General features: G+C 62.6%; 9 protein-coding genes. 7 read left to right on the top strand and 2 right to left on the bottom strand.

Going from position 1 to position 12,709, the window contains the following annotated elements; translation table 11 throughout:
- The first annotated feature begins 157 nt into the window (after positions 1-157).
- Positions 158-2,284, top strand: coding sequence for a TonB-dependent siderophore receptor (locus BFQ00_RS27430; protein WP_065935319.1), 2,127 nt, complete (start codon positions 158-160; stop codon positions 2,282-2,284).
- A gap of 409 nt (positions 2,285-2,693) precedes the next feature.
- On the opposite strand, the gene BFQ00_RS27435 is transcribed toward BFQ00_RS27430, so the two are convergent.
- A complete protein-coding gene (locus tag BFQ00_RS27435; protein ID WP_065892027.1) occupies positions 2,694-3,416 on the bottom strand; it encodes a FadR/GntR family transcriptional regulator in 723 nt (240 codons plus the stop codon).
- A gap of 48 nt (positions 3,417-3,464) precedes the next feature.
- Entirely contained in the window at positions 3,465-5,201 is a 1,737-nt protein-coding gene (locus tag BFQ00_RS27440) for an IlvD/Edd family dehydratase (RefSeq protein ID WP_003173349.1), read from the bottom strand.
- Positions 5,202-5,394: 193 nt separating this feature from the next.
- On the opposite strand from BFQ00_RS27440, the gene BFQ00_RS27445 reads away from it, so the two are divergent.
- The 6 genes from BFQ00_RS27445 to araG all read left to right on the top strand — a co-directional run.
- Positions 5,395-6,717 (top strand): MFS transporter, encoded by a 1,323-nt coding sequence (locus tag BFQ00_RS27445; protein WP_065892029.1) that lies wholly within the window; start codon positions 5,395-5,397, stop codon positions 6,715-6,717.
- Positions 6,718-6,732: 15 nt separating this feature from the next.
- A complete protein-coding gene (gene araD1, locus BFQ00_RS27450; protein WP_065935320.1) occupies positions 6,733-7,722 on the top strand; it encodes an AraD1 family protein in 990 nt (329 codons plus the stop codon).
- Positions 7,723-7,733: 11 nt separating this feature from the next.
- Complete coding sequence (locus tag BFQ00_RS27455) at positions 7,734-9,314, top strand: aldehyde dehydrogenase (NADP(+)) (RefSeq protein WP_065935321.1); 1,581 nt, start codon at positions 7,734-7,736, stop codon at positions 9,312-9,314.
- A 16-nt stretch (positions 9,315-9,330) separates the two neighbouring features.
- Positions 9,331-10,194 carry an SMP-30/gluconolactonase/LRE family protein gene (locus BFQ00_RS27460; RefSeq protein WP_065883610.1) on the top strand — a complete coding sequence of 288 codons (864 nt, stop codon included), beginning with the start codon at positions 9,331-9,333 and terminating at the stop codon, positions 10,192-10,194.
- A gap of 138 nt (positions 10,195-10,332) precedes the next feature.
- Positions 10,333-11,337: a substrate-binding domain-containing protein gene (locus BFQ00_RS27465; protein ID WP_065883611.1), complete on the top strand. Its 1,005-nt coding sequence runs from the start codon at positions 10,333-10,335 to the stop codon at positions 11,335-11,337.
- Positions 11,334-12,709 (top strand): L-arabinose ABC transporter ATP-binding protein AraG (gene araG / locus BFQ00_RS27470; RefSeq protein ID WP_065932549.1); only part of this gene is annotated, 1,376 nt, incomplete at its 3' end. The genes BFQ00_RS27465 and araG, both read left to right, overlap by 4 nt.

Raw genomic sequence — 12,709 nt, forward strand, 5'->3', positions numbered from 1 at the left:
CATCCACCAGACAATCCGCGCCACTTCGTACAAAGCTGATACACGAAAAATAACAAATGAGAACGGATATCAAACGAGAATGCATTGATATATGATGCGCGGCGAATTCTTGGCAGGTTTGCCGCCCCATCTGGCTCATTCACTAGGTTCAACATCCATGCGTCGTACCCTGATTTCCATCTGTGTGCTGCAGGCGTTTTCCCCGTTCAGTTGGGCAGATAGTGCCCCCACCGAAAAAACCAGCCTTGAGTTGCAAGCGACCACTGTGACCGGCACGGCGGATTTCGAGACGGCTCAAGGACCGGTCAAGGGCTACCACGCCACACGTTCAGCCAGTGCGACGCGTACTGATACATCCATCCATGAAACACCGCAGTCCATCACCGTGGTCTCCAAAGACGTGGTCGAGGACATCGGTGCGACCCGTCTGCAAGATGCGCTCGATTACGCGGGCGGGGTGGGCCGGGCGAATAACTTCGGCGGCCAGGGCCTCACCAGTTTCACCGTGCGCGGTTTTACCACTGCGGAGTTCTATCGCAACGGTTTCCCCGTGAACCGCGGCTACCCGGCCATGCCCGACGCCAACACGATCGAACGTCTTGAAGTGTTGCGTGGCCCGGCGACCATGCTCTACGGCCGGGGCGATCCCGGCGGCACCTTCAACGTGGTGTCCAAGCAGCCGTTGGCCGAGCGTACGGTCACACTGGGTAGCCAACTGGATGATCAAGGCATGAAGCGCGGCACCCTGGATGCGTCCGGCCCGCTGGATGAAGAAGGCCGCCTGGCCTATCGCCTGAATGTGGTGGGCGAGGTCGGCGATACGTTCCGCGACCATGTCTCCACGGAACGTTACGGCGTGGCCCCGGTGCTGACCTGGCAAGCGACCGATGAGACCAAGGTGATCTTCGAAGGCGACTTCATACGCAACAACCACCCGCTGGATCGCGGCCTGACCCGCTTTGCCAACCAGCGCGGCACGCCGTCGCGCGACACCTTCTGGGGTGAAAAGTACGCCGGTGACCTGCACAACGATAACAACACAGCCCAGTTGCGTTTCGAGCATCTGCTCAACGACAACTGGACCCTGGGCGGTGGGTTCCAGTGGCTGGACGGCACGATGAAGGGCGATGGCGTGGAGGCCAATAACGCGAGCAGCCTGGGCGCTGACGGCCGCACCCTGCAGCGCAACTTCAACTACCGCAAGCTGGAGTGGACCGACAAGGATTATCAGCTCAACCTTACCGGGCACTTCGCCACTGGCGGTTTCGAGCACACCTTGTTGACTGGCATCGAGTACGAGGATTACGACTACAAGTCGATCATCCAACGTTCCAGCGCTGCTTTCCCGATCGATATCTTCAACCCGGTCTATGGCCAGCCACGTCCGGCGTTGACCCGCACGCCGACCCACGATAAAGAGAACCTCAAAACCTATGCGGTCTTCGTCCAGGACCAGGTGGCGCTGACCGAACGTTTGAAAGTCCTCGCCGGCGCACGCCTTGAGCGCTTCGAGCACCAGTACGAATCCTATGTGTCGGGCGTCAAACCCTGGAACGCAGCCGACAACGCCGTCACCCCGCGCGTCGGCGTGATGTATGACCTCACCGACACCGTCGCGCTCTACGCCGATGCCGCGCGCTCCGTCAAGCCGAACACCGGTGCCAGCCGTCAAGGTGGCGGGTTCGAGCCGGAGAAAGGCAAGTCCTATGAGATGGGCGTGAAATGGGAAGCGCTGGATAAACAGCTGAGCGTCGACGCGGCGATCTACCAGATCGAAAAGAAGAACGTCCAGGGTGTCGACCCGCTCAACGCCGATTTCAAGGTCGCGACCGGCGAGGTGCGCAGCCGTGGTTTCGACCTGAACGTGGCCGGCAACCTGACGCCTGAATGGCGGATGATCGGCGGCTATGCCTATGTGGATGCCGCCGTTACCAAGGACACGACGGTGCGTACCGGAACGCGTCAGGCCAACATCCCGCGCAACAGTTTCAGCCTGCTCAACGTGTACGAGTTCCAGGATGGCGCACTCAAGGGCCTGGGCCTTGGCGCCGGTGGCAAATACGTGGCTGATCGTGCCGGGCAGACCGCCAATTCCACCTTCACCATGGACGCTTACACGGTGGTCGACCTGCTCGGTTACTACAAGGTCAACGAGAACGTGCGGCTCAACCTGGATGTGAAGAACCTGTTCAACCGTGAATACGAAGAGGGCTCGTTCCTGAACTTCTACGCCTACCCGGGCGAGCCGCGCACCGTGCAGGTGGGCATCGCCTACACCCTCTAAATGTGAACGCACATCCAAATGTGGGAGGGGCGGTGCGACGATTCGACTTGCCCCCGATGGCGGCCTCAGGGCCGACCAGGATGTTGGATCAGATCGAGTACATATCCGTTTCTGCGGTAACGGCTACTTAGGGTTCCACTTTTACAGCGGCTCACTTTTGAAAAGCCGGAATGCCGGCCCAGTCAAAAGTAAGCAAAACGCTCTTGCCCCACCACTCGGCACCTCGCTTAGGCTCGGTGTGCCCTCTCTCCGGCTTGAATCCGACCGGTATCGTGTGTCGATCCGCAATCCAAATGTGGGAGGGGGCTTGCCCCCGATGCGGTATGTCAGCCAGCTCTGTTGTCGCTGACCCACCGCCATCGGGGGCAAGCCCCCTCCCACATTTGATCCCGTTTACATCCCGGACGCGTTACAGCGGCGTCAACACATTCATCACCGTATCCAGCGCCACGCGGGTGTCATCCAACTGCACCAGCGAGGCATGCCGTGCGCCCAGCGCGTCGCGGTTTTTTATCGCGGTCAGAATCGCCTTGTGCCGGGGCAGGCTCAACCCCTGGATATCCGGGCGGCGGTTGGTGATGTTGATCGACTCGCGCAACGGCAGAGAGAGCATGTTGCACATGTAGGCGAGCAGGTCGTTGCGCGTGGCGTCGGCAATCGCACGGTGGAAATCCAGGTCGGCTTGCAACAGTTCTTCGTGAGTCTTGGCGGTTTCCATGCCCTGGTAGGCGTGTTCGATGATGGCGATGTCTTCATCGGTGGCGGTGGTCGCGGCCATGGCGGCGATTTCCGGTTCGAGAATGCGCCGCACCCCGGCCAGGGTATTGAAGAATTCACTGTGGGGCGTGGACTGCATCAGCCAGGACAGCACGTCCGGGTCGAGCAGGTGCCATTTCAAGCGTGGCCGCACCACGGCGCCCACCCGGGGCTTGGAATACACCAGGCCCTTGGCGCTGAGTACCCGCGTCGCCTCGCGGAGCACCGAACGGCTGACCTTGTATTCCTCGCAGAGCGTGGCCTCCATGGGCAGACGTTCTTCGGGCTTGAAGCGGCCGGAAACGATGTGCATGCCCAGGTCCTGAACGATCTGGGCATGCTGGCTCTTGCGCGGCTTGGGCGGCTGGTGATCCATAACGACGGGAAGGCTCTGACTTAGATTCGCGGCATCATAGCATCCCAATTAGTGGGAATGCCGTGGGACTTCAGCCCCTCGGCAACCCACCAGGAAGTCGAAGTCGCAGCCCTGGTCAGCCTGCAGCACATGGTCGATGTACAGCTGGCGATAGCCGCCGACGATGAGTTTTTCAGGGGGCGCCAGGTCGGCCATGCGCGCTGCCAGCTCTGCGTCGGGGATGTCCAGGTGCAGGCGCCCATTGGCGCAGTCGAGCTCAATCCAGTCGCCTTCCTTCACCGCAGCCAACGGCCCGCCGGCCGCCGCTTCCGGCGCCACGTGCAACACCACCGTGCCGTACGCCGTGCCGCTCATGCGCGCATCGGAAATGCGCACCATGTCGGTCACGCCCTGGGCCAGCAACTTGGCCGGCAGGCCCATGTTGCCCACTTCGGCCATGCCCGGGTAACCCTTGGGCCCGCAGTTTTTCATGACCAGGATCGAGTTGGCGTCCACGTCCAGCTCCGGGTCGTTGATGCGTGCCTTGTACATGTCGAAGTTTTCGAACACCACCGCGCGGCCACGGTGCTGCATCAGCTCGGCACTGGCGGCCGACGGCTTGAGCACCGCACCGAGTGGCGCCAGGTTGCCGCGCAGTACGCAAATGCCGCCGTCGGCGCGGATCGGGTTGTCGAGAGTGCGGATTACCTCATCCTGGCCGTAGATCGGCGAGTCCTTGGTGTTCTCGCCCAACGACTTGCCGTTGACGGTCAAGGCATTCGGGTGCGGGATCAGGTTGGCTTCACCGAGACGGCGCAACACGGCGGGCAGGCCACCGGCGTAGTAGAACTCCTCCATCAGGAAGCGCCCCGACGGCTGCAAATCGACAATGGTCGGCATGCCACGGCCGATGCGCGTCCAGTCATCCAGGTCGAGCTCGACGCCGATGCGCCCGGCGATGGCTTTCAAGTGAATCACCGCGTTGGTCGAACCGCCGATGGCCGCGTTGACGCGAATCGCGTTTTCAAACGCTTCTTTGGTGAGAATCTTCGACAGTTTCAAATCTTCGCGCACCATCTCCACCGCGCGCATGCCGGACATATGCGCCAGCACATAACGCCGCGCATCCACCGCCGGAATCGCCGCGTTGTGCGGCAGGGAGGTGCCCAGCGCTTCGGCCATGCAGGCCATGGTCGACGCGGTGCCCATGGTGTTGCAGGTACCCGCCGAGCGCGACATGCCGCCTTCGGCCGCGAGGAAATCATCCAGGGTGATGGTGCCGGCCTTGACCTGTTCGCTGAGCTGCCACACCACCGTGCCCGAGCCGATGTCCTGGCCCTTGTGCTTGCCGTTGAGCATCGGCCCGCCGGTGACGACGATGGCCGGCACATCACAACTGGCGGCGCCCATCAGCAGCGCCGGAGTGGTTTTGTCGCAGCCGGTCAGCAGCACCACGCCATCGATCGGGTTGCCGCGAATCGCTTCTTCCACGTCCATGCTCGCCAGGTTGCGCGTGAGCATGGCGGTAGGGCGCAGGTTCGATTCGCCGTTGGAGAACACCGGAAATTCCACCGGGAAACCACCGGCTTCGATCACGCCGCGTTTGACGTGCTCGGCGATCTGGCGGAAATGCGCGTTGCACGGGGTCAGCTCCGACCAGGTATTGCAGATGCCGATGATCGGCTTGCCATGGAACTGATGGTCGGCAATGCCCTGGTTCTTCATCCAGCTGCGGTACATGAAGCCGTTCTTGTCGGCAGTACCAAACCACTGGGCGGAGCGTAGGCCGGGCTTTTTATCAGACATGATCGATTCTCTTATTGTATGACTATATGTTCTAACCGTAGCTAAACATAAGCGCAAAAACCAAGCTTTGGAAGAGTTGTTTTGTAAATAGTCCTACTATATAGTCTTTCTCAACTGAGGTATGACCCTGGCGGATTTTCGCGAGAGGCGTCCCCCGAGCTTCTATAAAAACAACAATCGGAGATCGACCCCCATGAGCCAGGAACTGCGGCTTATTCGGCGCATCACGCTGAAACTGATTCCCTTCCTGATCCTGCTGTACCTGATTGCCTACGTGGACCGCTCCGCCGTGGGCTTCGCCAAGCTGCACATGGGCGCCGACGTCGGCATCGGCGATGCGGCCTATGGCCTGGGCGCCGGGTTGTTCTTCATTGGCTACTTCCTGTTCGAGATTCCCAGCAACCTGATGCTCGACCGCTTCGGCGCGCGGCGCTGGTTTGCGCGCATCATGATCACCTGGGGCACCATCACCATCGGCATGGCCTTTGTGCAGGGGCCGCACAGCTTCTACGTGATGCGCTTTCTGCTCGGCGCGGCCGAGGCGGGGTTCTTTCCGGGCGTGCTGTACTACATCACCCAATGGTTCCCGGTGCGCCATCGCGGCAAGATCCTCGGGCTGTTCATTCTGTCCCAACCCATCGCCATGATGATCACCGGCCCGGTGTCGGGCGGCCTGCTGGGCATGGATGGCCTGCTCGGCCTGCACGGTTGGCAGTGGCTGTTTATCGTGATTGGCACCCCGGCGATCCTGCTGACCTGGCCAGTGCTGCGCTACCTGCCGGACGGCCCCAAGCAGGTCAAGTGGATGAGCGAGGAAGAAAAGGCCTGGCTCACGGGTGAGTTGAACAAAGACCTGCAAGCCTACGGCCAGACCCGTCACGGCAACCCTTTGCATGCATTGAAAGACAAGCGAGTGTTGCTGCTGGCGCTGTTCTACCTGCCGGTGACCCTGAGCATCTACGGCCTGGGCCTGTGGCTGCCGACCTTGATCAAACAGTTCGGCGGCAGTGACCTCACTACCGGCTTCATTTCCGCCGTCCCCTACCTCTTCGGCATCATCGGTCTGCTGATCATCCCGCGCAGTTCCGACCGCCTGAACGACCGTTATGGCCATCTCGCCGTGCTCTATGTGCTGGGCGCCATCGGCCTGTTTTCAAGTGCCTGGCTGAGTGCGCCCGTGCTGCAAATGGCGGCGCTGTGCCTGGCCGCATTCGCCCTGTTTTCCTGCACGGCGGTGTTCTGGACCTTGCCGGGGCGGTTCTTCGCCGGCGCCAGTGCGGCGGCGGGTATTGCGTTGATCAACTCGGTGGGCAACCTCGGCGGCTACATCGGCCCGTTCGTGATCGGTGCGCTCAAGGAATACACCGGCAACCTGGCTTCGGGCCTGTACTTCCTGTCGGCGGTGATGGTGTTCGGGCTGGTGTTGACCGGCGTGGTCTACCGTGTGCTGGAGCGCAAGCATGTGCTGCCCGTCGACCAATTCGCCGCCAGCGCCCGTGGCGCCACACGACCTTAATCTGGGAGAAAATTCATGCGTTTAGTTCAGTTCGAGTCAAGCAACGGCGAACGCCGCGTCGGCGTCGTCGAGGGCAGCCAACTGCGTGAGGTGCGCACCGCGCGCAGCGTGCGCGAGCTGGCCCTGGCCGCCATCGAAGCGGGCGTGGGCCTGGAACAACAGGTGAACAGCCTCGGCCTGGGCGACAGCCATGACTATGCAAGCCTGCTGGCCGACCTGAAGATCCTGCCGCCGCTGGATCATCCGGACCCTGCACACATGCTCATCAGCGGCACCGGCCTGACCCACCTGGGCAGCGCTTCGGCGCGGGACAAGATGCACCAGGCCGGCGACGAGACCGCCTTGACCGACACCATGCGCATCTTCAAATGGGGCGTGGAGGGCGGCAAGCCGGCGGCCGGCCAGGCGGGCGTGCAACCGGAGTGGTTCTACAAGGGCGACGGCAGCACCGTCGTGCGCCCGGGCGCTGCCTTCCCGGTACCACCGTTCGCCGAAGATGCCGGTGAAGAGCCGGAAATCGGCGGCCTCTACGTGATCGGCCCGGACAGCAAGCCCTATCGTGTGGGCTTTGCGGTGGGCAACGAATTCTCCGACCACATCATGGAGCGCAAGAACTACCTGTACCTGGCCCATTCCAAACTGCGCAGTTGCAGCTATGGTCCGGAAGTGCGCGTGGGCGAGTTGCCCCAGCACCTGGCGGGCACCAGCCGCATCCTGCGCAACGGCGAGGAAATCTGGCGGAACGAATTCCTCAGCGGCGAGGCCAATATGTGCCACAGCCTGGAAAACCTCGAGTACCACCACTTCAAATACCGCCAGTTCCTCAAGCCCGGCGATGTGCATATTCACTTCTTCGGCACCGCCACACTGTCATTCGCCGACGGTATACGTACCCAGGCCGGCGATGTGTTCGAGATCAGCCAGGCTGAGTTCGGCGCGCCGCTGGTCAACAGCGTCGGCAGCAGCGATGCGGCATTCGAACCCGGCAACGTCATCACCCTTTAAAGGAGAGCCCCATGACCCAGTTCCTCGGCCACAACTACATCGGCGGCCAGCGCAGCGCCAACGGCAGCGTCAAGCTGCAAAGCGTCGACGCGACCACAGGCCAGGCCTTGCCCCAGGACTTCTATCAGGCCACCCCGGAGGAAGTCGACGCCGCCGCCAGGGCCGCCGCGCAGGCGTATCCAGCCTACCGCGCCTTGAGTGCGGCGCGGCGCGCGCAGTTCCTGGATGCGATCGCCGACGAACTGGATGCGTTGAGCGATAACTTCGTTGAGTTGGTGTGCCGCGAAACCGCCTTGCCGGCTGCGCGTATCAAGGGCGAGCGTGGGCGCACCAGCGGCCAGATGCGCCTGTTCGCCAATGTGTTGCGCCGTGGTGATTTCTACGGTGCGCGCATCGACAAGGCACTGCCGGATCGCCAGCCGCTGCCGCGTCCGGACCTGCGCCAATACCGCATCGGCCTCGGCCCGGTCGCCGTGTTCGGTGCAAGCAATTTCCCCCTGGCGTTTTCCACGGCCGGTGGCGATACCGCGGCGGCGTTGGCGGCAGGCTGCCCGGTGGTGTTCAAGGCCCACAGCGGCCATATGGCGACGGCTGAACAGGTCGCCGATGCGATCATTCGTGCCGCGCAAGCGACCGAGATGCCCGCCGGTGTATTCAACATGATTTTCGGTGGCGGCGTCGGTGAAGCGCTGGTCAAGCATCCGGCGATCCAGGCGGTGGGCTTTACCGGCTCGCTCAAGGGCGGCCGTGCCCTGTGCGACATGGCCGCAGCCCGCCCGCAACCGATCCCGGTATTTGCCGAGATGTCGAGCATCAACCCGGTGATTGTATTGCCCCAGGCCCTCAAGGCACGGGCCGAAAGCGTGGCCCGCGACCTGACCGCCTCGGTGGTGCAGGGCTGCGGCCAGTTCTGCACCAACCCAGGCCTGGTGATCGGCATCGCTTCGCCCGAATTCAGCGCATTCACCCAACAAGTGGCGCAGCTGATCGGCGAGCAACCGGCGCAGACCATGCTCAACGCCGGCACCCTGGGCAGCTATGGCAAGGGCCTGGAAAAACTCCTGTCCCACCCCGGTATCGAACACCTGGCCGGCAACGCGCAATCGGGCAACCAGGCGCAGCCGCAACTGTTCAAAGCCGATGTACGCCTGTTGATCGACGGCGACGAAGTGCTGCAGGAAGAAGTCTTCGGCCCCACCACGGTGTTTGTCGAAGTCGCCGACCAGGCCCAGCTCAGCACCGCCTTGCACGGCCTGCACGGGCAGTTGACGGCCACGATCATTGGCGAGCCGGCCGACCTGCAACAGTTCGCCGAGCTGACGCCGCTGCTGGAGCAGAAAGTCGGGCGCATCCTGCTCAACGGATACCCCACCGGCGTGGAAGTCTGCGATTCGATGGTGCACGGCGGGCCGTATCCGGCCACCTCCGATGCCCGTGGCACCTCGGTCGGCACCTTGGCCATCGATCGTTTCCTGCGCCCGGTGTGCTTCCAGAACTACCCTGACAGCCTGCTGCCCGACGCGCTGAAGAACGCCAACCCGCTGCGTATCCAGCGGCTGGTGGATGGCGCGCCGTCTCGCGAATCGCTGTAAGTCACCCGGAGGCTTCATGACATTGAGCGCAGTCACCTCACACCGTGCCCGGTTGGGCGAAGGGCCGTTCTGGGATGTGCGGTCCCAGGCCCTTTACTGGGTTGATATCGCCGCCCGGCAGGCGCTGCGCCTGATGGGCGGGCAGTTGCGGGTCTGGCAATTGCCCGAGCACGTCTCGGCGTTCATTCCCTGTGAAAGCGGCGATGCACTGGTGACCCTGAGCAGCGGTGTGTACCGGCTGGACTTGAGCACCGAAGCCTTGACGCTGCTGTGCGTGGCCGACCCGCAAGCAGGCAATCGTGGCAATGAAGCACGCTGCGATGCCCAGGGCCGACTGTGGCTGGGCACCATGCAGAACAATATCGGCGAGCAGGGTGAAGACCTGCCGATCACGCGACGCTCCGGCGGCCTGTTTCGCATCGATGCCGATGCGACGGTCACGCCGTTGCTCAGCGGCTTGGGCATTCCCAATACCTTGCTGTGGAACGAGGAGGGTAGCCAGGTGCACTTTGGCGACAGCCTGGATGGCACGCTCTATCAGCATTCGATCCACGCCGATGGCCGGCTGGCACCCGCACAGGTGTGGTTCGGCCCGCACGAACGCGGCGGGCCGGACGGCTCGGCCATGGACACTGAAGGCTATATCTGGAATGCGCGCTGGGACGGCGGTTGCCTGCTGCGTCTGGCGCCTGACGGTCAGGTGGACCGCATCATCGAACTGCCGGTCAGCCGTCCCACCAGTTGCGTGTTCGGTGGAGCGGATCTCACCACCCTGTATATCACCAGCGCCGCGAGCCCCCTGGGTCACCCCCTGGACGGTGCGGTGCTGGCCCTGGAAGTTGATGTCCCTGGAAAACCTTGCACTCGCTTTGCCGGATAACCCCTGTAGGCGCGAGCTTGCTCGCGAAAAACGTCAACGATAACGCGTTCATCCTGGATGAACGCGGTGCTCTCAGGTTTTTCGCGAGCAAGCTCGCTCCTACACAAAAATACAAAACAACAACAAGGAGTCACCCGTATGAATCGTCGTCGTGGTTTGCGTTCCCTGTGCTGCGCCGCTGTGGCGGTCTCGGCCATGAGCTTGAGCGGGCTGTTGCTGGCCGCTGAAGAAGTGAAGATCGGCTTCCTGGTCAAACAGGCCGAAGAACCCTGGTTCCAGACCGAATGGGCCTTCGCCGAGAAAGCCGGCAAGGAGCACGGTTTCACCGTGATCAAGATCGCCGTGCCGGATGGCGAGAAAACCCTGTCGGCCATCGACAGCCTGGCCGCCAACGGCGCCAAGGGCTTTGTGATCTGCCCGCCGGATGTGTCCCTCGGCCCGGCGATTGTCGCCAAGGCCAAGGTCAACGGCCTCAAAGTGATGGCCGTGGATGACCGCTTTGTCGATGCCAAGGGCAACTTCATGGAGGACGTGCCGTACCTGGGCATGGCCGCGTTTGAAGTGGGCCAGAAGCAGGGCGCCGCCATGGCCGCCGAAGCGAAAAAACGCGGCTGGGACTGGAAGGACACCTACGCGGTGATCAACACCTTCAACGAACTCGACACCGGCAAGAAACGCACCGACGGTTCGATCAAATCCCTGGAAGAAGCCGGCATTCCCAAGGACCACATCCTCACCGCCGCGCTTAAAACCCTCGACGTGCCCGGCAGCATGGACGCCACCAACTCGGCCCTGGTCAAGCTGCCCAGCGGCGCGAAAAACCTGATCATCGGCGGCATGAACGACAACACCGTGCTCGGTGGCGTACGTGCCACTGAAAGCGCCGGCTTCAAGGCCGCCAACGTGATCGGCATCGGCATCAATGGCACCGACGCCATCGGCGAATTGAAGAAAGCCGACAGCGGCTTCTTCGGCTCGATGCTGCCAAGCCCGCATATCGAGGGCTACAACACCGCGCTGGCGATGTACGAGTGGGTCACCACCGGTAAAGAGCCCGCCAAATACACCGCCATGGACGAAGTGACCCTGATCACCCGCGCCAACTTCCAGGAAGAACTGACCAAGATCGGGCTGTGGAAATGACCGCTGCGGCCCTGCGTTTTGACGGTATCGGCAAAACCTTCCCTGGGGTCAAGGCGCTCGATGGCATCAGCTTCACCGCGCACCCGGGGCAAGTGCACGCCCTGATGGGCGAGAACGGTGCGGGTAAATCGACGCTGCTGAAGATCCTCGGCGGCGCCTATATTCCCAGCAGCGGCACGGTGCAGATCGGCGAGCAGGTCATGGCCTTCAAGAACGCCGCCGACAGCATTGCCAGCGGCGTGGCGGTGATCCACCAGGAGCTGCACCTGGTGCCGGAAATGACCGTGGCCGAGAACCTGTTCCTCGGGCATCTGCCGTCGCGTTTTGGCGTGGTCAACCGCAGCGTGCTGCGCCAGCAGGCGCTGGCGTGCCTCAAGGGCCTGGCCGATGAAATCGATCCCCAGGAAAAGCTCGGCCGCCTGTCCCTGGGCCAGCGCCAATTGGTGGAAATCGCCAAGGCGCTGTCCCGTGGCGCCCACGTGATTGCCTTCGATGAGCCGACCAGCAGCCTCTCTGCGCGTGAGATTGATCGCTTGATGGCGATCATTGCGCGCCTGCGCGATGAGGGCAAAGTGGTGCTCTATGTCTCGCACCGCATGGAAGAAGTGTTCCGTATCTGCACTGCGGTGACGGTGTTCAAGGACGGGCGCTTCGTGCGCACCTTCGAGGACATGAGCGCACTGAGCCACGACCAACTGGTGACCTGCATGGTCGGCCGCGATATCCAGGACATTTACGACTATCGCCCGCGCGAGCACGGCGAAGTGGCCCTCAAGGTCGACGGTCTGCTCGGTCCCGGCCTGCGCGAACCGATCAGTTTCAACGTGCGCAAAGGCGAAATCCTCGGCCTGTTCGGCTTGGTGGGGGCAGGGCGCACGGAACTGTTCCGCCTGCTCAGCGGCCTGGAGCGTGCCAGTGCCGGCAGCCTGGAGTTGTGCGGTGAGCCGCTGCAGTTGCGCTCACCGCGCGATGCCATCGCAGCCGGCGTGCTGCTGTGCCCGGAAGACCGCAAGAAGGAGGGCATCATTCCGCTGTCCAGCGTTGCTGAAAACATCAACATCAGTGCCCGGGGCGCGCATTCGGCGTTCGGCTGGCTGCTGCGTGATGGCTGGGAGAAGGGCAACGCCGACGGGCAAATCAAGGCCATGAAGGTCAAGACGCCGAGCGCCGAGCAGAAAATCATGTACCTGTCCGGCGGCAACCAGCAGAAGGCCATTCTCGGCCGCTGGCTGTCGATGCCGATGAAAGTGCTGCTGCTGGATGAACCCACACGCGGTATCGATATCGGCGCCAAATCGGAGATCTATCAGATCATCCACAACCTCGCGGCCCAGGGTATTGCGGTGATCGTGGTGTCCAGCGACCTGATGGA

It is taken from the genome of Pseudomonas sp. 28 E 9, assembly GCF_900004785.1.
Taxonomy (GTDB): domain Bacteria; phylum Pseudomonadota; class Gammaproteobacteria; order Pseudomonadales; family Pseudomonadaceae; genus Aquipseudomonas; species Aquipseudomonas orientalis_A.

Coding starts and splice junctions, on each gene's coding strand:
- BFQ00_RS27440 (WP_003173349.1), bottom strand. CDS start 5,201: ATGTCTGATAAAAAGCCCGGCCTACGCTCCGCCCAGTGGTTTGGTACT.
- BFQ00_RS27460 (WP_065883610.1), top strand. CDS start 9,331: ATGACATTGAGCGCAGTCACCTCACACCGTGCCCGGTTGGGCGAAGGG.
- BFQ00_RS27435 (WP_065892027.1), bottom strand. CDS start 3,416: ATGGATCACCAGCCGCCCAAGCCGCGCAAGAGCCAGCATGCCCAGATC.
- BFQ00_RS27430 (WP_065935319.1), top strand. CDS start 158: ATGCGTCGTACCCTGATTTCCATCTGTGTGCTGCAGGCGTTTTCCCCG.
- araD1 (WP_065935320.1), top strand. CDS start 6,733: ATGCGTTTAGTTCAGTTCGAGTCAAGCAACGGCGAACGCCGCGTCGGC.
- BFQ00_RS27455 (WP_065935321.1), top strand. CDS start 7,734: ATGACCCAGTTCCTCGGCCACAACTACATCGGCGGCCAGCGCAGCGCC.
- BFQ00_RS27445 (WP_065892029.1), top strand. CDS start 5,395: ATGAGCCAGGAACTGCGGCTTATTCGGCGCATCACGCTGAAACTGATT.
- BFQ00_RS27465 (WP_065883611.1), top strand. CDS start 10,333: ATGAATCGTCGTCGTGGTTTGCGTTCCCTGTGCTGCGCCGCTGTGGCG.